The sequence below is a fragment of the Vibrio sp. B4-6 genome (assembly GCF_963888245.1).
Taxonomy (GTDB): domain Bacteria; phylum Pseudomonadota; class Gammaproteobacteria; order Enterobacterales; family Vibrionaceae; genus Vibrio; species Vibrio anguillarum.
Genome location: NZ_CAWPIM010000068.1, coordinates 104,847 through 130,613, shown reverse-complemented (window position 1 = coordinate 130,613; position 25,767 = coordinate 104,847). Strand labels below are relative to the sequence as shown.

Genomic DNA, 25,767 nt, shown 5'->3' with positions numbered 1-25,767 from the left:
GGTTATTTTTCTGGGCCGTAATAGGATTGATATTGATGATAACCGCTATAATTAGAGGCTTTTTTGGTGTTCAGTTTGTTCAATATGACACCATCAATTCTCGCTCCTTGCTGCGTTAAGCGTCCAACCACATCTCTAGCTACTTTAGTGCGTGTGTGTGGAGCATTGATCACCAGTATGGTCGAGTCCACGTACTGTGACAGCATAAATGCATCACTAACGGCTAAACACGGAGGTGTATCAATCACAATTCTGCTATAGCGTGTCTTTAGCTCTTCGAGTAGTGAGGCAAACTTAGGCGAGGAGATAAGTTCAAGAGGATTGTCTGTCACGACTCCAGCAGTCAAAACATCAAGCCCTGATTCTTCATCGGTATAGAGACACTCTTCTATGGTATGCGTACCTATGAGCAAGTTGCTCATTCCTGGCTGTGAACCAGAGATGCCAAAACGGTGTGCAACCGATGGTTTTCTCAAATCGCAGTCTATCAGCACTGTTTTTTCCATTTGTGCCAGTGAAAAAGCCAAATTGATACTCGAGGTTGTTTTTCCTTCCTCTGGCAGTGAAGACGTAACCATTACTACATGATGATCTTTGTTGGTGTTGGCAAGTAAATAGCTAGTCCGAACGGTTCTAATCGCTTCTGTTAGCTCTCGGTGTTTCGAATCAAAATAGGTTTTTAGCGTCAGAGGACCTCGAGTTTTTATTGCCGGTACAATACCGAGCAAGCTTAGTGATAACTGTTTTTCGACCTGTTTTACATCAAGGAATGTATCGTTTATTGCATCAGCAATGAAAGCAACAACACACGCCAAACCAAACGAAGCGATAAACGCTAGCAATACAATCAGTTTACGATTCGGTTTGCTTGGTGCGAGGGGCGGATTGGCAAAATCGGTAAAACGAGCAATCGTAGCATTAAAGTCGCTCGATGCACTGGTCTCTTTTTGACGACTTAAAAAGAGATCAAACAGCTCTCGGTTTGTTTGGACTTCGCGCTTTAGCTCTGAATATCGTGCATTTTTTACGGAGAGGCTTTGAAACTCTGATTTGCGTTTCTCAAGTTCCCGGTGTAAAGAACTCTCTGCTTGCTTAGCAGCCTGTAACTCATTGTTGATCCCGTTTAGTAGCTGTTTTAGTTCGGAATTTAAATTGCGTTTAACAGAGGCTAGTTCGGCTTGAGCTGATTTTAGCTTTGGGTGTTTGTCACCATAACGTTTTGATAGTTCGGAGACTTTCTTTTCAGCTTGCACTTCAGCCAATTTGACATCTCGTATCGTCGGGTGGTTAGAGATCTCTGGGATAGATGCAAGGGCAGAGAGGTCACCATCTTGACGGCTGTACGTTTGAGCGACCAAATAAAGAGTCTCAGCTGCAACGCGTCTGTCTCTCGTTTTATTCAATTGAGAGGTCAGTTCTTCAAGTTCTTGAGATGCTAGGCTTTCAACGCCTTGGATATCAACTAGTCCTTCAGATTTTAAAAATGTTTGTAGTTGAGCTTCTGACTTTTTTAGTTGTTCGCGCAAATCACCCATGCGGTTGTTGAGCCAGCTATTCGCCTTCAGTTCAACTTGAAGTTTGTCTTCGATATGACTATCCATAAAGACGTTACCAATCTCATTGGTAATTTGAGCCGATAATTTAGGGTCTTTACTGGTGTAGAAAATATTCACTAGTTGAGTTTTTCTTATTGGGCTAACTTCTAGCCCACGCTTAAACTTAGCCAGAACCAATCGGCTAGTCCGATAGTTTTGGTCTTCCTGTGATATTTCCGCTGGCTCTTTCTTGAACGATTTTAGAACAGGAAACCATTCCAATACATCGAATTTAAACCCAGTTTTTTGATTATTTTCTACAGTAGGGTCAAATTCTGGGTGGCTGGCAAGGTTAAGGCGTTTAATGACTTCCTCTGCGACTCGGTCTGATTTCAAGATCTCTATTTGAGTCAAATAGTATTCTTGGCTTTTGGTATCTAAACCATAGATGTCTTCAATCGAAACAGCTTTTGCTTGCTTTGATTCGATGATCAATGAGGCGCGAGCGGTATATTGCGAAGGAATTGATAATGCAATCAATACGGCGATGGCGGTAACCATTGTAGAAAAAAGTAGAATACGCCATTTATAGTTGAGAAGAACATGAAAATACTGACGAATATCAATAACTTCATCTGAGTTCAAGTGATTTTTAATTAAAGAGTTTTCCATACAACTAAGTTACCTAAAAAAAGCTTTCTTCTACGGTGAGAATGTCACCAGGCTGAATTTTATGAAGCAATGTTACTTTTACTGGCTTGGCCTCAGGAGCATCACTTGATGATATATAGATCTTAGTTTTAGACGCTCGCTCAGTGAATCCACCCGCAATCGTAATGGCTTTGTTTACGGTTAACCCCGGATGATACGGGTAACTCCCGGATATTTTCACTTGTCCGTTGATAAAATAGGGACGATATTCGACTATGCTGACAAAAACATTGGGATTAACCAGATACCCATCGATTAAACCATTGTGGATAACAGTTTTTACTTCCTCAATCGTTTTTCCTTTCAGTTTAATTCGTCCCAAAAAAGGGTAATCAATGTTACCACTGTCACCCACACGCGTTTCAATAGATAACTCTGGTTCATCATAAACTTGAATCCGAATTTGATCCCCAACGCCTAACTTATAAAAACTCTCATTGGCCAATGTTGACCAGGAAAGACAACTCAATAGAATGACTAAGAAGTACTTCATCGTAAGTTACATCACACCTTCAATAGCAAAGTAATAAACATTTTGATCGTAGCTTAACGAACTGATGCTGGAATCTCTCGATTCAAGTTGGTAGCCGACTTTGAATGTTAGCCAACGACGAAAATCGTAGCTTAATGAAAGTGTTACCTTACTGGTGTCATCGTCGCGAGCAGTGCTGGTGTAATTCTCGCTTAATAGAGAATAATCGACGTTAGAAGAGATGATGTCACTCCAATTGTGTGTCCAATTTGCGTTATACACTTTGGTATCGATTGAATCACCTGTACCGTCAGTATCGGTTGATTTACGATTTGTTTTCAACTGCACTGCAGAGTATGTGCGGATGAGATAAGTGACATCAATATCCCATGAAAAAGAGTCGAAATCTTCCCTAGAAGAGGATTCAAAATCTTTATGTTGCATACCGACCTTGGCATTTCCCTGCAGTTTCCCTGTTGCGTCCCACGAGGTACCAACATATCCCATATAATGGGTGCTGTCTTTGAGAGTTGAGCCTGGGGCTATATCACTATAATGCCTATCATTAACGATAATTTGGAAAACCAACGATGTTTTTGGCAGCGCTTTATAGTATAGAGAGCTGTTGAATCGTAATTCATCCCAATTTTGGTATTGAGTAATATTTTGGTTGTTTTTATAGTCCAAATTGCCCCAACCAAGGTTGGTTTCTATTCGACCTTTGGCGTCTTCACCACCAAAACCGTAACCGAGGTTGAAGTTATTGGTGTTGTATTCGTTGTACGACAAATTGAGTGTCGTATCGTTATCGCCACGCTGTTCATGAGTTAATGCAAGAGCATAGCTGAAGTCAACTCGATGCTTGGAATTGAGCTCCCAGTCACTGGCTAAATCAAAGAAATGGTCAGTGTAGTTATCTTTGCTAGAGCTGAAAAAATCACCTCTTTGTAGTCGATAACCTACGCGATGTTTCTGGCCACTCGTCGGCTCTATTGCTAAACCGATACCTGGTTCGAACACTGAGTATTGGGAATGTTCGAGATCTTGTGACGCTTTTGCTAAGTTGTCGTTATAACCCGTTGATAAGTTTAAAAATGGTACAATAGCAATCCCTGACTCAGTCATAATTGGGTTGGGTTGCGGTTTTGCTTGTACGGCTGATAACGCAAAAAAAGCCAAACCAAAGGACGCGATTCTATTTAAATTAGTTGTTTTCATATGAGTATGCTTTATCCATTCTAGTAAGCATTCTTGCCTACAAATCCTTTAAATACGGTAAGAAATACGATTTTGATGTCGAACCACAACGACCATCTGTGTATATAGTCCAAATCAAATTGGACACGTTTTTCCATTTTATCTAGCGTATCGGTTTCACCACGCCAGCCATTAATTTGTGCCCAGCCAGTAATTCCTGGTTTTACTTTATGTCTCAGCATGTAGCGGTTAACGATCGTTCGATACTCTTCGTTGTGCGCTACGGCATGAGGGCGAGGGCCGACAATAGACATTCGACCTTGTAGCACATTAATAAACTGTGGTAGTTCATCTAATGACGTCTTCCGAATAAACGCACCAAAAGGAGTCACTCGGGGATCATTTTTTGTTGCTTGTGTCACTTTGTTCCCATTGTCCATGGCACGCATGCTTCTGAATTTCCATACTTTGATAGACTTTCCATCCAGCCCATAACGCATCTGTTTGAAAATAATAGGGCCGGGCGAGCTGAGTTTTACGCCTACTGCAACCGCAATAAGGACAGGACTGATTAAAATCAAGATAAGACTACTTAAGACTAAATCTTCAAAACGTTTTAGCCACGTACCTAACCCATTGAACGGTGTATCAAAAATACTAAAAGCATTAACATCGCCGATGGTATACCAACGCGAATGCAGTAAATTGAAGGTGAAAAAATCCGGCACAATATAGGTATTCACTGTGCTATCCGAAAAGGCCTCTAGAATCTTGCTGATTCGATGCTGGGCTTGCATTGGTAGTGCTATGTACACACTTTTTACTTCACCGTTTTTGGCAAGTGTTAATGCATCATTAACTTTACCGAGCACTGGAATATCGCTTGCGATACGTTCATCACCCCTATCATCGTAAAAGCCCGTCAGTTTAATACCTAACTCAGGGTTATTGATGAGATTTTTCGATAGTTCCAGACCCTGCGGTGTCATGCCGATAATGACCGCTTTAGTGGTGTGATAACCTTTTTTGTGTAGATAGTAAATGACTGTAAATGCGACGAAGCGCCAAAGCAGTAATAAAATAAATGATCCGACAAACCAAAAACCTAAAATTAAACGTGAGAAATCGCTTCCAGTTTTTGTGAAATAACCAACTAAAGTTAAGCAGCCAACAGTTGAAGCCCAACAAAAAGCAGTGTGTAGAGTTAAAACTCTAAGTTTTGTGGTTCGCCAACCGCTGTATATATCAAGGCTTTCAGCAATAAATGAATAAAAAATAACCCCTAAAAGTCCCACAGATATATAAGACATAGTAACGATATGTGAGTGAAACTTTAGTGTAATATACATTGTGATCAGTATTACTAAGCAATCTATCAGGCGGTAGAAAAATTTACCTTGATAGTTAGAAATACGGATCCTTCCTCTTTCACCCATTGTAGAAGCTCCTAACCGCTCAATTATTAAGGTAACGAATAATAATTATTTTTTAGCAGTGCATTCTCATATTAAGCTCCGACGACTTCAACTGATCAGGTGCATCAAAAATAAGACGTGATGTGTGATATATGGAATGGGTGACTGTATTTTGGGTTTTTCAATTTGAGATAGAGTACGGAGAGTCGGATAAGATGATGTAATCACTTGCTATTACTGCATTAGCTTAATGTGGTCACCTTGTTAGAGGACCTCTATATAAGAGCCAGCTAATGTTTAAATAAAAATAATGGGGGGCATTTACGGTGTAAGAATTAAGGCTAAATTTGGTTGTGTTTTTATCTCTTCTTAATCTTATGGGTATTGCGACAGCTTAAGGGTAAGTCACGCTATATCGTGTGGGTTTATGATTCATTGCTAATACAAGGTTAAGTGAGACAGCCCCGAGCACAGACAGTGTGGCAATGGAAAACGAAACAAAAAAGGCAGAAGCAGCTAAAATTGAGCAATCTATAATCAACTGACTTTTGCCAACAGGGATCCCAAATTTATCTTGAATAAACAAACACAAGACATTAAAGCCACCCAAACTGGAACGGTGACGAAAGAGAATTAACATGCCAAGACCCATTAATAATCCCCCGGCAATGGCGCAGTAAATTTCATTGACCATTTCCAAAGAAATTACCAAATAAAGATGGTCTGCAAAAATAGAGACTAATGCGCCGGATAGCGCGCTGTTGATGGCAAAGCGATGACCGAATCGTTTCCAAGCCAAAATGTAAAAAGGGGTGTTAGCCAAAAAATAAATGCTACCAAATGAGGCTGGGACTAACTGGCTGATCAGCAGTGCTAAACCAGCGGTTCCACCTGTTAGTAAATGAGCGGACTGGAGAAAGAAGACGCCTTGTGCGACCAAAAAGGTTCCCGTTAAAATGGCAACCCAATCTTCTTTACGTGTGTGTGTTCGCATCGATAAATAATTTTAATAGCTAAGAATGGCGAGCATAGTAAAGAAAAAGTAATATTTTCGGTAGATAGAGAGTGAAAATTGAGGTAAACCTATGTAATTGCAGCTTTACAAGGTGTAAAGCAGAATGGTTGACATACTAACTCATCATTATCCAACTTACTGTTTAGCATGAGTTACCTCACTATCCATTATGAAAAAACTGCATGATGATTTCTGTAATTTGTTCTTTATGACCCAGATCAAATTATGTAGAATGTGCGCCATATTACGGTGACGAAAACGTTTGCTTTTAGTCGTTGTGTGGTTTTTTTGAAACTTTCAGTAAAATCTGAGTCAGGAGATACAGATGCTTAAGCGTGATATGAACATCGCAGATTACGATGCGGACCTGTTCGCAGCTATTCAAGAAGAGACTCTTCGTCAGGAAGAACACATTGAACTTATCGCTTCGGAAAACTACACAAGCCCACGTGTAATGGAAGCGCAAGGTTCACAGCTCACCAATAAATACGCTGAAGGTTACCCAGGTAAACGCTATTACGGTGGTTGTGAGTTTGTCGATAAAGTAGAAACACTGGCGATTGAACGTGCGCGTGAACTGTTTGGCGCAGACTATGCGAACGTGCAGCCGCATTCTGGCTCACAAGCAAACAACGCGGTTTATATGGCGTTGCTTAACGCAGGTGATACCGTATTAGGAATGAGCTTGGCACACGGTGGTCATTTGACTCACGGTTCTCCTGTCAACTTTTCCGGTAAGCTGTACAACATCATTCCTTATGGCATTGATGCAAAAGGTCAAATTAACTACGAAGAGATGGAAGCATTAGCGGTTGAGCATCAGCCAAAAATGATCATCGGTGGCTTCTCTGCTTATTCACAAGTTTGCGACTGGAAAAGAATGCGTGAAATTGCTGATAAAGTGGGCGCTTACTTGTTCGTTGATATGGCGCATGTAGCTGGTTTGATTGCGGCGGGTGTTTACCCTAACCCTGTTCCTCATGCCCACGTAGTGACGACCACTACCCACAAAACATTGGCAGGTCCTCGTGGTGGCCTTATTCTTTCGAATGCAGGTGAAGACTTATATAAGAAGCTTAACTCAGCCGTATTCCCTGGTGGTCAAGGTGGTCCTTTAATGCACGTTATCGCAGGTAAAGCGGTCGCGTTTAAAGAAGCTCTAGAACCAGGGTTCAAAGAGTATCAAAAACGCGTAGTCGCCAATGCGAAAGCGATGGTGGCCGAGTTTTTGGCTCGTGGTTACAACATTGTTTCAGGTTCCACAGAAAATCATCTGTTCCTTGTCGATTTGATCGATAAAAATATTACAGGTAAAGATGCTGATGCGGCATTGGGTGCGGCTAACATTACAGTGAACAAAAACTCTGTACCGAACGATCCGCGTAGCCCATTTGTCACCTCTGGCATCCGCGTGGGTTCTCCATCAATTACTCGCCGTGGTTTTACTGAAGCTGATGCGAAAGCACTAGCTGGATGGATGTGTGATATTTTGGACAACATGGGTGATGAATCTGTTATTCAAGCAACGAAGGCAAAAGTGTTAGAAATTTGTAAGCGTTTGCCTGTATACGCGTAGTTTTACGCACAATAAAATAAAGCTCCTAATATTCAGGAGCTTTTTTATTTGATCATTATTTATTTTATTGAGCACCAATAAGAAGAGTGGTCTCTTGCTGTTGAATGTGCTCTGCAGAATTATTTTGCAATGCTGAGCAATGTGCCTGACTTACATTGAAAAGAGTAATATTTAGTGCTCTCGTTAAATTTGCCTAAACCTTCACCATCACAATACTCAATATTAATATTGCGCATAGTATCAAGTGTCTTTTCGCTATTTAAGGCAAACTTAGAGCCGTCAGCGCAGACAATACGAACGCGGCCATCATCACTCACAGAGTAAATGTTGACTTCAGTATTACAAAGCTCAAAGGAGGCTTCACGATAGTTATCTTGCTGAGTATTAGACGCACAACCGGCCATTAAAGTGGCTGTAACAAGTGCTAATGTACTGATCGTTTTCATATTAATAAATCCCTAGCTTTGTTATCTATTTTCTATGCCGTTAGCCTATAGAACATAGAATCAATATTCAAGCTTCAATCATTAACTGAGCAGAGTCCCAAAAACCGATGAGTGAACATCGGCTTGATTGAACTTGTGCTGTGTGGTTATTTCACTTCTAGCCCTTTGGCTTGCATATCCGCATGATAGGAGGAACGTACGAACGGGCCACAGGCGGCGTGAGTAAATCCAAGCTCTAGTGCGATCTCTTTAAGTTCGTCAAATTCAGACGGTGGAACGTAGCGTTCAACTGGCAGGTGATGGCGACTCGGTGCTAAATATTGACCAAGAGTAAGCATTGTGACGTCGTGAGCTCGAAGATCTTTCAATACTTCCACTATCTCTTCTTTTGTTTCACCAAGCCCCATCATGATGCCTGATTTGGTAGGGATACTTGGATGTTGTTGCTTGAATTTCTTCAACAGTTCCAGTGACCATTTATAGTTTGCCCCAGGACGCGCCTTACGATATAGACGTGGTGCGGTTTCTAAGTTGTGGTTAAACACATCCGGTGGGTTATCTTTGAGTAGTTCAAGGGCGATATCCATTCGGCCACGAAAATCCGGTACTAACGTTTCGATACGGATCTCTGGGTTTAATGCTCGAATTTCACGGTTACAGTCGGCAAAATGTTGGGCACCACCATCACGTAGGTCATCACGGTCAACTGAGGTGATAACCACGTATTTCAACTTCATATCCTTAATGGTTTGCGCCAGTTTTTGTGGTTCGTTTGTCTCTGGGGCATTTGGCCGTCCATGAGCAACGTCACAAAATGGGCACCGTCTTGTGCAGATGGCGCCTAAAATCATAAAGGTGGCGGTTCCGTGGTTAAAGCATTCTGCTAGGTTAGGGCAAGACGCTTCTTCACACACCGAATGGAGATTATTTTTACGCATTGCCGATTTGATCTCTTGGATGCGTTGGCTATCACTCGGCAGCTTAATTTTCATCCACTCGGGCTTACGCAAAACTTCTTTTTGTTCGGCGGCTGGCATATTTTTTACAGGAATTAATGCCATTTTATCAGCGTCGCGGTATTTAACGCCTTTTTCCATTTGGATCGGTTTGCTCATGCTTTTTACCTTTGAAGAGGTGCTTCTGTGCTGAATTCTACTTGCTCGTAAGCCAATATGTTAACGAGTTCTATTATAAGTTGTTTTTCTACGGTTTGTAGTTCTGTCGGGCCGCCCAGTTCACTGACTTGGGCCATTTCTAAACCCTGATAACCACAAGGGTTAATGCGTAGGAAAGGGGAGAGATCCATGTTGACGTTTAGCGCTAAACCATGAAACGAACAACCTTTACGGATCCGTAACCCAAGAGAGCAGATTTTTTTCCCTTTAACATAGACACCAGGGGCATCCGGTCTTGCGGCTGAGTCAATACGGTATGCTTGCAAGGTATTGATCACGATCTGTTCAATTTTGGTCACTAACTCTCTTACACCTAATTTTTTGCGGCGCAAATCGATCAAGAAATAAGCCACCAGTTGGCCTGGACCATGGTAGGTAACTTGGCCGCCTCGGTCACTTTGTACCACTGGAATATCGCCAGTATTGAGAAGATGCTCAGCTTTACCTGCTTGGCCTTGGGTAAAAACTGGTTGATGTTCGACAAGCCAAATCTGATCCGGTGTGCTTTCGGTTCTTGTATCGGTAAATTCATGCATAGCTTCCCATACAGGAAGGTATTCTTGGCGCCCCAGACGTTTTACAACAAGCGAATTTAACATCAGCGTGACTTATCTACCGTATAAATAAAGTTTTTGGATTATAAACTTCTTCCAGCGAATGGACTACTAATGAGGACGATAAATTTGTCCTTAGTGTGATGGGGTATATGCTAGCTATATGATTTATATTAAAAAAGCAGCCTAAGCTGCTTTCAAAAAAAATTGAATAAATCAAAAAATGAGAGGCTAGGTATCTCAATCACGGTTTTTGGACTACAGAACCATACGTACGATATCGATCTCGCCTAGCTCTTTGTACAGTATTTCAACTTGTTCGATAGAGGTGGCGGTAATGTTAATCGATAAGGAGTGGTAAGTCCCTTTTGCACTGGGTTTAACTCGTGGGCTGTAATCACCTGGAGCGTGACGTTGGATAACTTCAAGAACCTTCTCTGGAAGTTCGGGCTTTGCGTGGCCCATCACCTTGTAGGTAAATGAACAAGGAAACTCGAGTAAGTCTTTGAGTTTTGCATCAGAGTTGATAGTCAGCATAATGGAAACTCCCGTTGATAATTCGATTAGCGGTGGCGAATACTACAGCGAATGTTGATGGAACTCAATAATCACAAAGCCGCGGTAAGGCGGCTTTGTTTTATCTTCTACAAGGGATATCAGAATAACCCTTTGAAAAGCAATATAATGTAGTCCCAAAGACGGCTAAATATGCTGCCTTCATCAACATTTTCTAATGCCAAAAGAGGGTATTCAGCCACATCTTTGCCATCAAGCTGGTAGTAAAGCTTACCGACCACATCGCCTTGGCTTATTGGCGCTCTGAGCTCTTTTTCAAGAACAAAGCTTGCGCTGAGATCCTTCGCTTGACCGCGAGGGAGTGTAACGTAAGTATCTTCATTGACACCAAGCGCCACTTTATCCTTGTCACCCATCCAGATTTTTTCTTCGACGAATGTTTCACCTGCTTTGTGTGGCGCAACGGTTTCGAAGAATCTAAAGCCATAGCTCAGAAGTTTTTTGCTTTCTGATTTACGAGCATTTTCATCTTTGGTCCCCATAACCACAGCAACGAGGCGCATTTTCCCTTCCGTTGCAGAGCTAACTAAACTGTACCCAGCATTACTCGTATGACCGGTTTTAATACCATCTACGTTCATACTTTTATCCCACAGCAAACCATTTCGGTTGTACTGGGTAATCCCGTTATAGGTATATTTCTGCTCTGAATAAATACGGTACTCGTTTGGTACATCACGAATCAACGCTTGACCTAGTAGCGCCATGTCATATGGAGTTGAATAGAGATTTGGGTTATCTAGACCGTGTACGTTAGCAAAGTGCGTATTGCTCATTTTTAGTGAACTTGCCCACGCATTCATTAGGTCAACAAAAGCGTCTTCTGAGCCAGCAATGTGTTCAGCCATCGCCACGCAAGCGTCATTACCAGACTGAATGATGATACCTTTGTTCAGTTCTTCTACGGTAACTGTAGTGCCGACTTCAATAAACATTTTAGACGAGTCAGGGAAGTTTTTAGCCCACGCATTTTTACTGACCACCACTTTATCTTGTGGAGAGATATTGCCACGTTTAAGTTCTTGGCCAATCACGTAGCTGGTCATCATTTTCGTCAAACTTGCAGGTGAAAGTTTGGTGTTCATCTCTTTTTCTGCCAGCACTTTACCTGAATGGTAGTCCATCAACACATAGCCTTTAGCGGCAATTTGAGGAGCATCAGGTATCACGATAGGCGCAGAAAATACTGAGCTAGTAAAGGTTGCAGAAAGCGCAATAGAAGACGCTAGAATCGGTTTTAAGAATGTGTGTTTTTTCATGAGGAATGCAAATTATCTTATTAACTGTCCATATCTTAACAGAAACGACCTATCAAACCAGAGCTTGAATCAAGATCACTGGATTTGATAAGTCACTGAGTGACGGGTTGCGCTTTGATGAAGGCGGTCTCGTAACCGAGTAATTTAACTTTTTCTAGCGTTTGTTGAGTCAGGGCATCGTCATTAAATGGCCCTAAAAATACGCGATGACTGCCATTCACACTGTCTACAAAGCTTTCAACCGTCAATGTTTGACTCAATTGTTCGGATAAAGTTCGTATTCTTTGCTCTGATTTTGCAGAGGCAACTTGGATGAGATATTGAACCTTCTTTTTCTGTGGTGACGTCGTGATGGGTTTATCGATGGTGATGACTTCGATAGCCACATTCGCAGTCCCGGTTTGAACTACACCTAATTTGTAAGCGGCAGCGTAACTTAAATCAATAATTCGTCCCTCATGAAAGGGACCGCGATCGTTTACCCGAACGATCGCGGTTTTTTTGTTATCTAAATTCGTTACTTTAACGTAGCTGGGTAACGGCAACGTTTTATGGGCGGCCGTCATCGAATACATGTCGTAGATTTCACCGTTGGATGTCAGATGTCCATGAAACTTTTTTCCATACCACGAGGCTTGGCCTTTCTCTGTAAATCCTTTGGCCTCTTTGACAATGGTGTAGTTTATGCCTCTCAAAGTGTAATTCTTGTTGCCGCCCAAACTATAGGGTTCGTATTGCGGATGTGCATCTTCAATATGCTCAACCGAGAGTGGCGTGTTAGGGGCCACGTCGTCTGTTATTGAATAGCGGCTTGAAGAGCTACAACCGATGAGAAATAGACTCGTTAATATAAAGATAAATAGGGAGTTTCTCATGCTTAGGTTGCCTTAGAAAATGCTTTTCGGTGAGTGTGGATAGACATCAGTATGCCAAAGCCAGCCATGAGAGTGACCATGGATGTGCCACCATAGCTGATGAGAGCCAAGGGAACACCAACCACGGGTAAAATACCACTGACCATACCTATATTTACAAAAACGTAAACAAAGAAGCTGAGTACAATACTTCCAGCCATCATTCGGCCGAAAGCCGTTTGTGCGTTGCTCGCGAGGTATAGACCACGTCCGATGATAAAAAGATAAATAGCGAGTAAACACAAGATGCCAATCATGCCCCACTCTTCAGCAATGACGGCAAAAATGAAGTCGGTGTGCCGCTCAGGTAAGAATTCAAGTTGCGACTGTGTGCCGTGTAGCCATCCTTTTCCTGACACCCCTCCAGACCCAATGGCTATTTTACTCTGAATGATATGATAACCTGCACCGAGTGGATCGGATTCCGGATTGAAAAGTGTTCTGACTCGGGTTTTTTGATATTCACGCATCAGAAAGAACCAAAGCACAGGTATGAAGCCACCCAAAGCCACGGCGGCAGAAAAAATGATTCGCCAGCTTATTCCAGATAAGAAAATGACAAAAATGCCGGAGGCTGCAATCAATATTGAAGTGCCAAGATCGGGCTGCTTCGCGATTAGCACGGTAGGGATAAACACCATTAACAGCGAAACGACTAGGGTTTTAAAGGTGGGTGGAAGAGAACGTTTCCCTATGTAGCGAGCGACCATGAGAGGCACTGCGAGTTTAAGCAATTCTGAGGGCTGAAAACGAACAAAGCCTAAATTTAACCAGCGCTGAGCTCCCTTGGACGATTCGCCAAAAAACAGCACGCCGAGCAACAGCAGTACGCCGCAGAAAAACATAAAGGGTGCAAGAGACTCATAAGTTCTTGGGGAAATTTGAGCAAGAAAGATCATCACACCGAGAGCCAGTACCATGCGCATGGCTTGGCGATCCATCATAGTTAAGCTCTGACCGCTGGCGCTGTACATCACGACCAGCCCAAACCCCATCAATAACAAAATACCCAGCAGTAATGGCAAGTCGATGTGCAAACGCTCAAAAAGCGCTCGATTTTGTCCTGTTGAAGGATCCAGTTCCATTATTTTTCAGCCTCTTTACCTAGAATGGCGCGATCAAATATTTTCCTAACAACGGGTCCACCATTGCCAGAACCTCCCCCTGCGTTTTCGAGTACCAGAGTGACAATAAGCTGCGGGTCATCTACAGGCGCAAAGCCTGTGAATAGGGCATGGTCACGAAGGTGTTCGGCTAATTCATCGGCCTTATACACTTGGTTTTCTGCCAAGCCAAACACTTGCGCAGTTCCAGATTTTCCAGCGCTGACATATTTCATATTGGTAAATGAGCGCCGTGCGGTTCCTTTTTTGCCGTGGTTTACAAGACGCATGCCATTGATTGCGATGTCCCAATAGCGTTTCGGCACCCCTTCGATCGGTGGCGAAGTTTCTAATTCTGAAAGCTCTTGCCTGCTAAACTCTTCACCATTTTTGAGCGTCGAACGCAATAAATGCGGCGCAATCACTTTGCCGTGATTAACCAGCACGGAAGTCGCTTTGGCAATTTGCATCGGTGTTGATGTCCAATACCCTTGGCCAATGCCGACCGGAATCGTATCACCTTGATACCAAGGAGTTCGGTGACGTGCCATTTTCCACTCACGCGTTGGCATGTTCGCTTTGCCTTCTTCATAAATGTCTAAACCTGTATAGTCACCAAAGCCAAATTTCATCATCCAACTAGAGAGACGATCAATACCCAAGTCGTAGGCGATTTGGTAAAAGAAGGTATCGACAGACTCTTCGAGCGCCTTATTAATGTCCACTCGACCATGCCCCCAGCGCAACCAGTCTCGGAAGGGCCGCGTTTTGGAGTTTGGTATCACCCAATAACCAGGATCATTACGTGTTGTTGTTGGGGTTATAACCCCTTCTTGAAGTGCAGCGACGGCAATAAAAGGTTTAATCGTTGAGCCGGGAGGGTAAATACCAAGTGTCGCTCGATTGACTAACGGGCGGTCTGGGTCATTGAGAAGTTCGTTGTAGGCGGCGCTAGAAATACCATGTACGAATGGGTTTGGATCGTAGCTTGGACTTGATGCCATGGTAAGGACACCGTTATCTTTTGGATCGAGCACTACAATTGAACCTCGGCGGCCATCCAACAACTTGTGCACATAAAGCTGCAGATCAATGTCCAAGCTTAATACAATGTCTTTCCCTGCCACGGGAGGGACGTATTTTAAGGTGCGAATGATGCGTCCTCGGCTATTGACCTCAACTTCTTGGTAGCCAGCCGTGCCGTGCAGCACATCCTCATAAAAGCGTTCAATCCCCAGTTTGCCAATATCACGAGTGGCTTGGTAATTGGCTGAGCGCTCTTCGCGTTCTAGACGTTCCATATCTCGGTCATTGATTCTAGATACATAACCGATGACATGAGTGAGAACTTCACCATAGGGGTAGTAGCGCTTTAAGCTTGCGCTTACTGATACACCGGGAAACTTGTGCTGATTGACCGAAAAAATGGCCACTTCTTCTGGTGTTAACTGTGTCAAAAGCGGCACTGAATTAAACCGGCGTGTCTGACGACGCTCTTTTTCAAAGGTGGCAATTTTTTCTGGTGAGATGGTCAGGTATTGCTGTAAGCGCGTGATCGTATCATCCATATCGCGCACTTGCTCAGGTGTGATCTCTAAGTTGAATACTGGGCGGTTTTCCGCTAGTAGCACACCATTGCGGTCATAAATTAACCCTCGATTAGGCGCAATCGGGACGATTTTGATTCGGTTATCATTGGATCGCGTTTTGTAATCTTGATATTGGTTAATTTGAATATGGTACAAATTGGTAAGCAGAACGCCCACCAGCATGATGATCGCAATAAAAGAGACAATTGCTCGGTTGCGAAACAGCCGAGCTTCTGATTGGTAGTCACGAATTTGGCTACGCTTACGTAACATGAATAGTTATTCTCGGTGATAAGGGTGATTAGCCGTAATACTCCAAGCGCGGTACAAACTCTCTGCCATGACCACTCGAACCAAAGGGTGAGGAAGTGTCAACGGCGAAAGCGACCAGCTCTGCTCTGCGGCGGCTTTGCATGCAGGAGAAAGCCCTTCAGGGCCACCAATTAAAATCGATACATCACGGGCATCGAGCTTCCAACTTTCAAGTTGTTCCGCCAGTTGTTCGGTATCCCAACGTTTACCTGGAATATCGAGAGTAACAATTCGATTGCTTTTTGGCACGGCCGCGAGCATAGCTTCGCCTTCTTTTTGCAAAATTCTTGCAATATCCGCATTTTTGCCACGTTTGCCCGCTTGTATCTCCACTAATTCAAGCGGCATATCGTGTGGAAAACGTCGGCGGTACTCTTGAAAGCCTTCTTCTACCCATTTCGGCATTTTGGTACCAACGGCAATCAACTGAATTTTCAAAACTTAACTCCAAAGTTTTTCAAGCTGGTACAGATCACGGTGCTCTTCTTGCATAACATGCAACATGCTGCTGCCCATGTCTAGCACGACCCATTCACCTTCACTTTCGCCATCCATACCCAGTGGTTCGATGCCCACTTTTTTGACTTCAGTTGCGACATGTTCGGCAATCGAGGCTACATGTCGTTTTGATGTGCCTGTGCAAATGATCATGTAATCGGTGATGCTAGATTTTCCCTTAACATCTAAGGTTTTGATATCAATGGCTTTCATATCGTCGGCTTTATCGGCAAGAAAGTCTTTCAATTCGTGGTGTTGCAAGCGTCATCTCCTTTAAAAATTGGTCTGGTTACTGACAAAATGGCGCGGAGTATAACACGCCTTCAAGCCAACTTTGATACAACGGACTGTGGCAAGCAAAATTCAACACTGATTTGCTGCAATATTGGCCAAGTTGAGGTTTCATACTGAGTTTTAGTTACTCTTTCGGCTTGGGTGAGTAATGCAATCAACTGTTTGAGTTTATCTCTCGATAGTCTTTTTAAGCTTGCCGCGTACCAAGGTCGCTTGGATTGCCAAATTCGGTACTTATCAAAGATTGAGCCAATCGACATCTGGGTTAAATCTTGATGCATTTGCAGCAGCAGTAGCAGCTCTTTTTGTAGGCTACGTATCAGAATCACAGGCTCAGTGCCTTCGGTAATGAGCTGGCGTAAAATACGTTGTGACCGATTCGCTTGCCCTTCGAGCAGCGCATCGACCCAGTGAAAGACGGTGAAGTGGTTATGTCGGCTTAATGACTCTTCTAAGCGGATCAGCGTCAGTAAGCCATCTGGATAGAGTAGCGCGAGTTTTTCTAAGCTTTGAGATAGTGCGAACAGATTGCCTTCATGCCATTGCGCCAGCATCTGCACTGCTTCTTGATCAGGTTTTAGCCCCAATGTGCGGCAGCGCATCATGACAAATTGTGGCAGTTTGCTGATGTCCGGGGTTAAGCAACTCACCCAACATCCTAGGCTTGAGAGTGTCTTAAACCATTTAGTGCTTTCTTGTGCTTTGGTCAATTTCTCACCGATGATCACAAGTAGTACGTCAGGATGAAGCGATTGACCTAGGGCGACGAGCTCTTTCGCTGTTGCCGCATTTGCACCCGTTTCAGGTAATTCAATTTCAATGATTTTTTTGCTGGAAAATAAACTTAAAGCTTGGCAGCAGTCATAGACTTGATCCCAGTTTAAATGGGCATCGGCACTGAAACGATGGCGTTCTTCAAATCCTTGTTCTAATGCTTTTTTCTCTATCGCCACGCGTGATTCTTGCAGCAATAGCGGTTCGTTGCCAAACAGTAAGTAAAGCCCCATCAAGGGCTTGTTTAAGTGATCGGCCAGCTTGTCAGCAAATATTCTCATTACTCGCCTTTAGTTTGTCGCAGGAGCCGTGAATTGTGACGGTTCACTTTCCACGGTGTTTATCTCATAGGCCTGCTGGTCTGTTCGCTGCTGTTCATTTTCTTGTTGTTCAAGTTGATGTTCATTCGCTGCAATATCGGCTTTTAGACGTGCCATTTGGCGTAAAATTTGAGTTGCGGCTAGTTTGCGCATCTCATCTTCAATCATGTCTCGCTCTACCGATTTAGCGAGAGCAGTTAATGGGTTATCAAGATAGCTACGAGTCACACTGGTTGAAAACGTTTTTATCCCCACTTCAGGTAGGGTGACGCTATAGGAGGCGTTGAACGTCAATTCCAATTCAGCAGCACGAGTATTTTGATAAAGAGAAAGCGTCCGTTCACCAACACTCTCGTTTATTAGATAGATGTTTGGCACCGTCTCTGAGGGGGAAACAATCTCAATGTCACTCATTCGTAATTGATTTTTTACCATACGAGTGAAGGTACTGTATTGGTCGTAGCTGGTGACAGAGACTCGATTGAGTTCTTCAGGAACGGAGTAATCGCCACGAAGATGAAAGCCGCAAGCTGAGAGTAGGCTGCTCATAATAACAATTAACGATAATTTCAGAGAGTAAGACGAAATTTGGCGCATTGGGGTTAAGTTCTCATATATTTAGGTGACTTATCTTAGCGCTCTATAGCTCTGTGGGTAAGAACGCTAAGATAAATCAACAGGGCAGCGAGCTACCCTGTTGATAAACCAGTTATTACGACATTAGGCTGCGATATTAGTTCGCAACGATGTTCAGTAACTTACCTGGTACATAGATAACTTTACGAACGGTTAAGCCATCCGTAAATTTCATGACGTTCTCGTCTGCTAAACCGAGTGCTTCAACCTGATCTTTACTTGCATCAGCGGCTACGGTCAGCTTACCACGAAGTTTTCCGTTAACTTGTAGGACGATCAGTTTTTCATCTTCCACTAGGGCGGATTCGTCGTAGGTCGGCCACACGGTATTATCTACATCACTCTCACCCAGTGCATTCCACAGTTCAAAGCTGATATGAGGAGTGATTGGGTAAAGCATGCTGACAACCGCTTTTAAAGCCTCGTCGAGAATGGCCCGATCTTGCACGGATTCTTGTGACGCTTTAGTGAGTTTATTCATCAACTCCATAATCGCAGCAATGGCGGTATTGAACGTCTGGCGGCGTGCAATATCGTCAGTCACTTTGGCGATGGTTTTATGCACATCACGACGCAGCGCTTTTTGTTCACCAGTAAGAGAGGCGCTATCTACCGCTTCAGCCACACCTTTAGCGCTATGTTCTGCAACCAGTTTCCAGACGCGTTTTAGGAAGCGGTTAGCACCTTCTACACCAGACTCTTGCCATTCAAGCGTCATGTCAGCCGGAGAGGCAAACATCATGAATAGACGAACCGTATCGGCGCCATACTTATCAACCATCTCTTGCGGGTCGATACCGTTGTTTTTCGACTTAGACATTTTGATCATGCCTGAGTGCTCAACGTTGCGGCCTTGGTTGTCTACGGCTTGAGTGATGCGGCCTTTACCGTCGCGTTCCACTTTTACGTCAGTTGGCGCTACCCACTCTTTGGTGCCTTTCTCGTTCGTGTGGTAGAACGCATCAGCCAATACCATGCCTTGGCAAAGCAGTTGCTTGAAAGGTTCATCTGAAGTGACATAGCCTGCATCACGCAATAGCTTATGGAAGAAGCGTGAGTAGAGCAGGTGCATACAAGCATGCTCAATACCACCGATGTATTGGTCTACTGGTAACCAGTAGTTTGCCTTCGCTGGGTCTAAAATATCGTCCGCTTGTGGTGAACAGTAACGAGCGTAATACCAAGACGACTCCATAAACGTATCGAAGGTATCGGTTTCACGTAGTGCAGGCTCGCCATTAAAGGTGGTTTTGGCCCACTCTTTGTCGGCTTTGATTGGGCTAGTTACACCATCCATCACAACATCTTCTGGTAGAATGACGGGCAGTTGATCAATTGGCACTGGGTGAACTTGGCCATCTTCAGTGGTCACCATAGGAATCGGCGCGCCCCAGTAACGTTGGCGAGAAACCCCCCAGTCACGTAGACGGAAATTAACGGTTTTCTTGCCTTTACCTTCAGCCTCCAGCTTGGCTGCAATAGCATCAAATGCTGCTTGGAAGGCTAAACCATCAAATTCGCCAGAACCAAACAGGACTCCTTTTTCAGTGTACGCAGCGCTAGACACATCGACTTCAGAGCCATCTTCTGGTTTGATGACTGGAATGATGTCTAGGCCATATTTGGTGGCGAACTCAAAATCACGTTGGTCATGAGCAGGTACGGCCATCACCGCGCCTGTACCGTAATCCATCAGCACAAAGTTGGCGATATAAATAGGCACTTCACGACCATTTAAAGGATGAATGGCCGTTAGGCCCGTATCCATGCCTTTCTTTTCCATGGTCGCCAGTTCAGCTTCTGCAACTTTGGTGTTCTTACATTCGTCAATAAAAGAAGCTAAAGCAGGGTTATTTTGCGCTGCAATGGTCGCTAATGGATGACCAGCAGCAATGCCCACATAAGTGACACCCATCAAGGTATCAGGGCGAGTGGTATAGACGTCGAGATCTGAATGGCCGTTGACACCAAACTTGAGCTCTACGCCTTCTGAGCGACCAATCCAGTTACGCTGCATGGTTTTGACCATTTCAGGCCAACCTTCTAAGTTCTCTAAATCGTCCAACAGTTCTTGTGCGTACGCGGTGATCTTAATAAACCATTGTGGGATCTCTTTTTGTTCTACTGGTGTATCACAACGCCAGCAGCAGCCATCTTCAACTTGCTCGTTAGCGAGAACGGTTTGGTCGTTTGGACACCAGTTAACGGAAGAGGTTTTCTTGTAGACTAAGCCTTTTTGATACAGCTTAGTGAAGAACTCTTGTTCCCAGCGGTAATATTCTGGCGTGCAAGTGGCGAATTCACGGCTCCAATCGTAGCCAAAACCCAGCAGTTTTAACTGGTTTTTCATGTACTGAATGTTTTCGTAGGTCCAAGGCGCTGGTGCCGTTTTGTTTTTTACAGCCGCATTTTCAGCGGGTAGGCCAAATGCGTCCCAACCAATGGGTTGCATGACGTTCTTGCCTTGCAGACGTTGAAAACGAGAGACTACATCACCGATAGTATAGTTACGCACGTGACCCATGTGCAGTCGGCCACTTGGGTATGGGAACATAGAAAGACAGTAGAATTTTTCTTTATTTGGGTCTTCACTTACAACAAAGGTCTTGTTGTCATCCCAGTGCTGTTGAACTTTTTGTTCAATATCTTGCGGGTTATATTGCTCTTGCATCGATGATATCCGGTTATCTTGGAATTTGTGAGTTCGGTTAGAACAGAGTCTAATAGATCGACATAGAATACCTAAAGCAGGGTTACACAACAATAGCCAATCTGGTTTGATGGAGGTGGGTGATGCCAAAACGTAAAACAAGTTACGAAGAGATTGTGGATGACGTGATTGAAACGCTCAAACATAGTCCTGATGAAATGTCCCAAGTTTTGCAAACATCAGGTAAGGTTGTTGATGCTGCCAATAATCTCACCAAAGATGAATTAGCGCTTATTTCTGCCTATGTAAAAGCGGATCTCAAAGAATTCGCGGATAGTTTTGAAGAGAGCAGAAGCAGCCCATTTTCATTGATGATTACCAATTCAATTTGGCAGGGGCTTTTTGAAATCACCGATAAAACAAAAGTGGAATGGGTGGAATTGTTTCAAGATTTAGAACGACAAGGTTTGTACCAGGCGGGGGAGATGATAGGCCTTGGAATGTTAGTGTGTGACCATTGTGGGCATAAAACCCAGTATAATCATCCAACTGAAATTATGCCTTGTATTCAATGTGGGCAAACGGCTTTTACTCGTCAGCCATTAAAACCTTAAGTGTTGCTGATAGAAAACCTCAAAAAGGCGCTGAAATGCGCCTTTTTGAGGTTAAGAGTGAGGTGAGTGACGTCTTGTCCATCCGACGATAAAACTGAGTAACACCCAGACGTAGAGCGGCCAAGTGCCGACAGCGTGATACGGCGTCTCTCCTTTGGTCGACGTGATGGTTGCTTTCAATACGGCCGTTTCAAATTGTGGGATCTGCTGCGTTATTTTACCTTTGTGATCCGTCACGGCGGTGACACCATTGTTGGTTGAACGAATGAGCGGTTTACCCAGCTCTAAAGCTCTCATCCGAGCAATCTCCATATGTTGCAATGGGCCATTTGAATGCCCAAACCACGCATCGTTAGAGAGGGTTAAGATAAAATCTGTTTCATCGGTGACATTCGCTCTGACTTGTTCATTGAAGATGATTTCATAGCACAGTGCCGCGGTTAGGTGTCTACCCTTGGCAATCAGATTCGGTTGAATATAGTCACCACGGCTAAATGAAGACATCGGCAAGTTGAAAAAGGGTGCGATGGGCCTGAGCCAATCTTCAAATGGCACAAACTCACCAAATGGCAATAAATGATGCTTATGGTAGCGAGCGTCAGAGTCATAACGGTAGTCGCCATAAGGGTTGGTGCCAAGTACCAGAATGCTGTTGTAAAAAGATCGCTCTGGGCTTTGGTTGAGCACGCCTGTGACAATCGCACTGTCGTTCATTTTTGCCGCAGAATCTAAGTTACTCAAATAGGAAGGGATCTCGAATTCAAATGCGGGAATCGCTGCCTCTGGCCATACGATAATATCTGCGTCCCAGTTTTCTCGACTGAGATCGGTGTAGGCCATGATGGTTGGCCAGCGCTGATTGGGAAGCCATTTTTCCGCTTGCTTAATATTACCTTGAATCAGTGCAACGCGAGTTTGTGTGCTGGGATCGGGAGTGACCCAATCGAAATTGCGTAGTCCAAACCCCGTCGCCAATATGGTCAGAGGAATGAGCACGAGTATCCAAGAGCGCTTAAGCCACGTCATGGCTAGAGCGCTAGAACAGAGGAGCGTGAAAAAGGTGACCAGCTCAACGCCTCCCAGTGGTGCGAAACTGGCGAGCGGGCTATCAATTTGGCTATAACCAAGCCATAACCAAGGAAAGCCGGTCATTACCCAGCCTCGAAGCCAATCGGTAATTAGCCAAAGCGCAGGGGTGGCTAATAAAAAATGGCTGATGGTGTTATGATGGAAAAAACGGTTGAGTAAGCCAGCGAAAAGCCCAGAATAAAGGGCTAAATAACCGACCAGTAATGACATCAGGAACAGGCTGGCAATTTTGGGCATACCACCAAAGGTATCAATACTGACGTGCACCCAACTGATGCCAAAAGCAAAAAAACCTAAGCCCCAGCAGTAACCGATCCACGCTGCTTTTTTAGTTGGTTGCTGATTAATGAGCAACAATAGCAACATCGGGGTGAGTATGGCCAGCGGCCAAAACTGATAAGGAGCAAAAGCGAGTGGGGTTAATGCGCCAACAAAAGCGGCCGCAAGCGGCCGCATTAGGCGATGAAAAAGTGCTTTAATCATCTATCTCATTCTGCTGATGTGAATGGGGTTATGTCACTCTTCTGCTATCACTGGAAGTGATTCAAGATCAGGAATAGTGACTTGCAGTTGAACCACTCGGCGGTTATCTGCTGCGGTGACTTTAAAGCTGTATTTGTCGATCTCTACAACTTCGCCACGGCTTGGCAGGTGGCCAAAGGCCGTCATCACCAATCCCCCTACAGTATCCACTTCTTCATCGCTGAACTTAGTACCAAAGGTTTCGTTAAACTCTTCGATGGTGGTCAGCGCTTTAACTGCAAAAGTATGTTTGCTGAGCTTACGGATATCCAATTGTTCTTCATCATCGAACTCGTCTTCAATATCGCCAACGATCTCTTCCAAAATATCTTCAATGGTCACTAAGCCAGACACGCCACCGAATTCATCCACGACGATCGCCATGTGGTAACGCTCCTCTCGGAACTCCTTCAATAAGCGATCAACCCGTTTACTTTCTGGTACCACGACTGCCGGGCGGATCACTTCTAAAATGTTAAAAGGTGCACTGTCTGAACCTAAATATTTGAGTAAGTCCTTCGCTAGTAGAATGCCTTCAACATGGTCTTTATCCTCACTGATCACTGGATAACGTGAGTGCTGAGCATCGGTGATCAGCGCAATTAAGGTATCCAAGTCATCGTTTTTATCGATAGTGACCATTTGTGAGCGTGGGATCATAATATCACGCACGCGCATCTCAGAAATCTCCATCACACCTTCAAGCATATCTCTTGTGTCATGGTCGATAAGGTCATTGATTTCAGAGTCGCGGATCACATCTACAAGCTCTTGGCGATCTCTCGGATCACCTTGAAATAATTGGCCTAGGCGTTCAAAGAAGGACTTTCTACTCGGACCTTCAGAATTCTGGGGGTTATCTTCGTTCATTGTTTCTCTAATTTTCCTCGCTATCAGATGTGTGATAGCACACGTATCGTACCGACTTTAGCGGTACTAGCTTCATTGTCTGGAGCTATTCCTTCTCAGCAATATACGGGTCTTCAAAGCCCATTTTTTGCAGAATTTCAGTTTCAAGAGATTCCATCTCTTCGGCTTCATCATCATCGATATGATCATAACCTAGCAGATGTAGACTGCCGTGTACAACCATATGAGCCCAGTGTGCCATCAACGGTTTTTGTTGCTCATCGGCTTCTTGTTCCACCACTTGGCGGCAAATGACAAGGTCACCGAGCAGATCCAACTCTATGCCCGGAGGCATCTCAAAAGGGAAGGATAGCACGTTGGTCGGCTTATCTTTTCCTCGGTAATCGCGATTGAGCTGTTGACTCTCTTCGGAATCAACAATTCGCACAGTGACTTCCGCTTGTTCCTGAAATGGGGTCACCGCGTGAGTTAACCAATGGCTGATATCATCAAAAGTAGGTAACCCTTGCTCATTTTTGACCGCTAATTGTAAATCTAGTTCGATACTCATTATTCACCAACGTTTTTTGTTGCGGTTACTGTATTCACTTCAGTAGAAACATCCACAGACTTTACTTCTCGCTCTTCACGACGACGTTGCTCTTGAGCTTTACGCTCTTTTTGGTCCTGAGCTTCCCATTTTTCGTAAGCGTTGACGATACTAGCAACCACTGGATGACGTACGACATCATCAGACAAAAAGAAGTTGAAGCTGATTTCGTCAACTTCATTGAGCACTTCAATGGCATGGCGAAGACCTGAACGAGCGCCACGCGGCAAATCGATTTGTGTCACATCACCCGTAATAACGGCTCTTGAATTAAACCCAATCCGTGTCAGGAACATTTTCATTTGTTCAACGGTAGTGTTTTGACTTTCATCTAAAATAATAAAAGCATCGTTGAGCGTACGTCCGCGCATGTAAGCGAGTGGCGCAACTTCAATCACATTGCGTTCAATGAGCTTTTCTACTCGCTCAAAGCCAAGCATTTCAAACAACGCGTCATAAAGCGGTCGTAGGTACGGGTCGACTTTTTGGCTTAAATCACCGGGTAGGAAGCCCAATTTTTCACCTGCTTCAACCGCCGGGCGTGTTAACAAAATTCGACGAACTTCTTGGCGCTCTAGCGCATCAACTGCAGCGGCAACGGCTAAGTAGGTTTTACCTGTCCCTGCAGGGCCAATACCAAAGCTGATGTCGTGCGTCACCATGTTAACGAGATACTGAGCTTGGTTAGGCGTACGCGGCTTTATCAGCCCTTTCTTGGTCTTAATGAAGACTTCTTTGCCATGTTGAATACTTGATTCAGACGGCTGCTCAAGGATCCCTGAATCTTTGATGGCTAGATGAATTTGCTCTGGTTCGATATCAGGAATTTGACCACGTATGGGTGAGGTATTAACGTACAAAGATTTGATAATATCCAACGCAGCAGCGGCAGTGTGTGGTTTACCGACTATGGTGAAAAACTGGCTGCGGTGATTAATTTCAACACCAAGACGGCGTTCTAATTGTTTGATGTTGTCATCGAATGGACCGCACAGGCTAGCAAGACGGCGGTTGTCTGAAGGTTCTAGATCTATCTCTAGCGTAACAATTTTATTGCTCAAT

At 44.0% G+C, this 25,767-nt stretch carries 24 protein-coding genes; 2 read left to right on the top strand and 22 right to left on the bottom strand.

Annotation, left to right across the window (positions count from 1 at the left end; all coding sequences use genetic code 11):
- Positions 1-2 precede the first annotated feature (2 nt).
- From vpsO to AACV20_RS16740, 5 genes are all read right to left on the bottom strand, one after another.
- Complete coding sequence (gene vpsO, locus AACV20_RS16760; RefSeq protein WP_170907666.1) at positions 3-2,207, bottom strand: exopolysaccharide regulatory tyrosine autokinase VpsO; 2,205 nt, start codon at positions 2,205-2,207, stop codon at positions 3-5.
- A gap of 13 nt (positions 2,208-2,220) precedes the next feature.
- Complete coding sequence (vpsN, locus tag AACV20_RS16755) at positions 2,221-2,739, bottom strand: exopolysaccharide export protein VpsN (protein ID WP_088732057.1); 519 nt, start codon at positions 2,737-2,739, stop codon at positions 2,221-2,223.
- A 6-nt stretch (positions 2,740-2,745) separates the two neighbouring features.
- A complete protein-coding gene (locus tag AACV20_RS16750) occupies positions 2,746-3,936 on the bottom strand; it encodes an outer membrane beta-barrel protein (RefSeq protein WP_013857349.1) in 1,191 nt (396 codons plus the stop codon).
- Between the two features lie 20 nt (positions 3,937-3,956).
- Complete coding sequence (gene vpsL, locus AACV20_RS16745) at positions 3,957-5,351, bottom strand: exopolysaccharide biosynthesis glycosyltransferase VpsL (RefSeq protein WP_069211921.1); 1,395 nt, start codon at positions 5,349-5,351, stop codon at positions 3,957-3,959.
- Between the two features lie 373 nt (positions 5,352-5,724).
- On the bottom strand, positions 5,725-6,324 hold the full coding sequence (locus AACV20_RS16740) for a YitT family protein (RefSeq protein WP_017045830.1): 600 nt from the start codon (positions 6,322-6,324) through the stop codon (positions 5,725-5,727).
- Between the two features lie 346 nt (positions 6,325-6,670).
- On the opposite strand from AACV20_RS16740, the gene glyA reads away from it, so the two are divergent.
- On the top strand, positions 6,671-7,921 hold the full coding sequence (glyA, locus tag AACV20_RS16735; protein ID WP_170907665.1) for a serine hydroxymethyltransferase: 1,251 nt from the start codon (positions 6,671-6,673) through the stop codon (positions 7,919-7,921).
- A gap of 119 nt (positions 7,922-8,040) precedes the next feature.
- On the opposite strand, the gene AACV20_RS16730 is transcribed toward glyA, so the two are convergent.
- The 13 genes from AACV20_RS16730 to leuS form a co-directional block, all read right to left on the bottom strand.
- On the bottom strand, positions 8,041-8,367 hold the full coding sequence (locus AACV20_RS16730; protein WP_013857344.1) for a hypothetical protein: 327 nt from the start codon (positions 8,365-8,367) through the stop codon (positions 8,041-8,043).
- 146 nt (positions 8,368-8,513) lie between these two features.
- The gene (gene lipA, locus AACV20_RS16725; RefSeq protein WP_013857343.1) at positions 8,514-9,482 is read right to left on the bottom strand and encodes a lipoyl synthase; all 969 of its coding nucleotides are present in this window, start codon (positions 9,480-9,482) and stop codon (positions 8,514-8,516) included.
- Between the two features lie 5 nt (positions 9,483-9,487).
- Positions 9,488-10,141: a lipoyl(octanoyl) transferase LipB gene (gene lipB / locus AACV20_RS16720; protein WP_013857342.1), complete on the bottom strand. Its 654-nt coding sequence runs from the start codon at positions 10,139-10,141 to the stop codon at positions 9,488-9,490.
- Positions 10,142-10,354: 213 nt separating this feature from the next.
- Positions 10,355-10,633, bottom strand: coding sequence for a DUF493 family protein YbeD (gene ybeD, locus AACV20_RS16715; RefSeq protein ID WP_010317329.1), 279 nt, complete (start codon positions 10,631-10,633; stop codon positions 10,355-10,357).
- Positions 10,634-10,752: 119 nt separating this feature from the next.
- Positions 10,753-11,931, bottom strand: a complete 1,179-nt coding sequence (locus AACV20_RS16710; RefSeq protein ID WP_017045828.1) for a serine hydrolase — start codon at positions 11,929-11,931, stop codon at positions 10,753-10,755.
- 92 nt (positions 11,932-12,023) lie between these two features.
- Positions 12,024-12,806 (bottom strand): septal ring lytic transglycosylase RlpA family protein, encoded by a 783-nt coding sequence (locus AACV20_RS16705; RefSeq protein WP_017045827.1) that lies wholly within the window; start codon positions 12,804-12,806, stop codon positions 12,024-12,026.
- A gap of 2 nt (positions 12,807-12,808) precedes the next feature.
- Complete coding sequence (gene rodA, locus AACV20_RS16700) at positions 12,809-13,930, bottom strand: rod shape-determining protein RodA (RefSeq protein WP_017045826.1); 1,122 nt, start codon at positions 13,928-13,930, stop codon at positions 12,809-12,811.
- Positions 13,930-15,810: a penicillin-binding protein 2 gene (gene mrdA, locus AACV20_RS16695; RefSeq protein ID WP_013857337.1), complete on the bottom strand. Its 1,881-nt coding sequence runs from the start codon at positions 15,808-15,810 to the stop codon at positions 13,930-13,932. The genes rodA and mrdA overlap by 1 nt, the downstream gene beginning before the upstream one ends.
- Before the next feature lie 6 nt (positions 15,811-15,816).
- Positions 15,817-16,287 carry a 23S rRNA (pseudouridine(1915)-N(3))-methyltransferase RlmH gene (gene rlmH / locus AACV20_RS16690; protein WP_013857336.1) on the bottom strand — a complete coding sequence of 157 codons (471 nt, stop codon included), beginning with the start codon at positions 16,285-16,287 and terminating at the stop codon, positions 15,817-15,819.
- A 3-nt stretch (positions 16,288-16,290) separates the two neighbouring features.
- Positions 16,291-16,608 (bottom strand): ribosome silencing factor, encoded by a 318-nt coding sequence (gene rsfS / locus AACV20_RS16685; RefSeq protein ID WP_094132789.1) that lies wholly within the window; start codon positions 16,606-16,608, stop codon positions 16,291-16,293.
- 62 nt (positions 16,609-16,670) lie between these two features.
- Positions 16,671-17,696: a DNA polymerase III subunit delta gene (gene holA / locus AACV20_RS16680; RefSeq protein ID WP_170907664.1), complete on the bottom strand. Its 1,026-nt coding sequence runs from the start codon at positions 17,694-17,696 to the stop codon at positions 16,671-16,673.
- Between the two features lie 9 nt (positions 17,697-17,705).
- Entirely contained in the window at positions 17,706-18,332 is a 627-nt protein-coding gene (locus tag AACV20_RS16675) for an LPS-assembly lipoprotein LptE (protein WP_094165697.1), read from the bottom strand.
- Between the two features lie 136 nt (positions 18,333-18,468).
- Complete coding sequence (gene leuS, locus AACV20_RS16670) at positions 18,469-21,042, bottom strand: leucine--tRNA ligase (protein ID WP_026028474.1); 2,574 nt, start codon at positions 21,040-21,042, stop codon at positions 18,469-18,471.
- Positions 21,043-21,164: 122 nt separating this feature from the next.
- On the opposite strand from leuS, the gene AACV20_RS16665 reads away from it, so the two are divergent.
- A complete protein-coding gene (locus AACV20_RS16665; protein ID WP_029388304.1) occupies positions 21,165-21,635 on the top strand; it encodes a zinc ribbon-containing protein in 471 nt (156 codons plus the stop codon).
- A gap of 51 nt (positions 21,636-21,686) precedes the next feature.
- Here the strand turns inward: AACV20_RS16665 and lnt are convergent, their stop codons facing one another.
- From lnt to AACV20_RS16645, 4 genes are all read right to left on the bottom strand, one after another.
- Positions 21,687-23,207 carry an apolipoprotein N-acyltransferase gene (gene lnt / locus AACV20_RS16660; RefSeq protein WP_170907663.1) on the bottom strand — a complete coding sequence of 507 codons (1,521 nt, stop codon included), beginning with the start codon at positions 23,205-23,207 and terminating at the stop codon, positions 21,687-21,689.
- 33 nt (positions 23,208-23,240) lie between these two features.
- On the bottom strand, positions 23,241-24,116 hold the full coding sequence (gene corC, locus AACV20_RS16655; RefSeq protein ID WP_010317353.1) for a CNNM family magnesium/cobalt transport protein CorC: 876 nt from the start codon (positions 24,114-24,116) through the stop codon (positions 23,241-23,243).
- A gap of 85 nt (positions 24,117-24,201) precedes the next feature.
- On the bottom strand, positions 24,202-24,666 hold the full coding sequence (ybeY, locus tag AACV20_RS16650; RefSeq protein ID WP_013857329.1) for an rRNA maturation RNase YbeY: 465 nt from the start codon (positions 24,664-24,666) through the stop codon (positions 24,202-24,204).
- The gene (locus AACV20_RS16645; RefSeq protein ID WP_170907662.1) at positions 24,666-25,766 is read right to left on the bottom strand and encodes a PhoH family protein; all 1,101 of its coding nucleotides are present in this window, start codon (positions 25,764-25,766) and stop codon (positions 24,666-24,668) included. The genes ybeY and AACV20_RS16645 overlap by 1 nt, the downstream gene beginning before the upstream one ends.
- Between the last annotated feature and the right edge of the window lies 1 nt (position 25,767).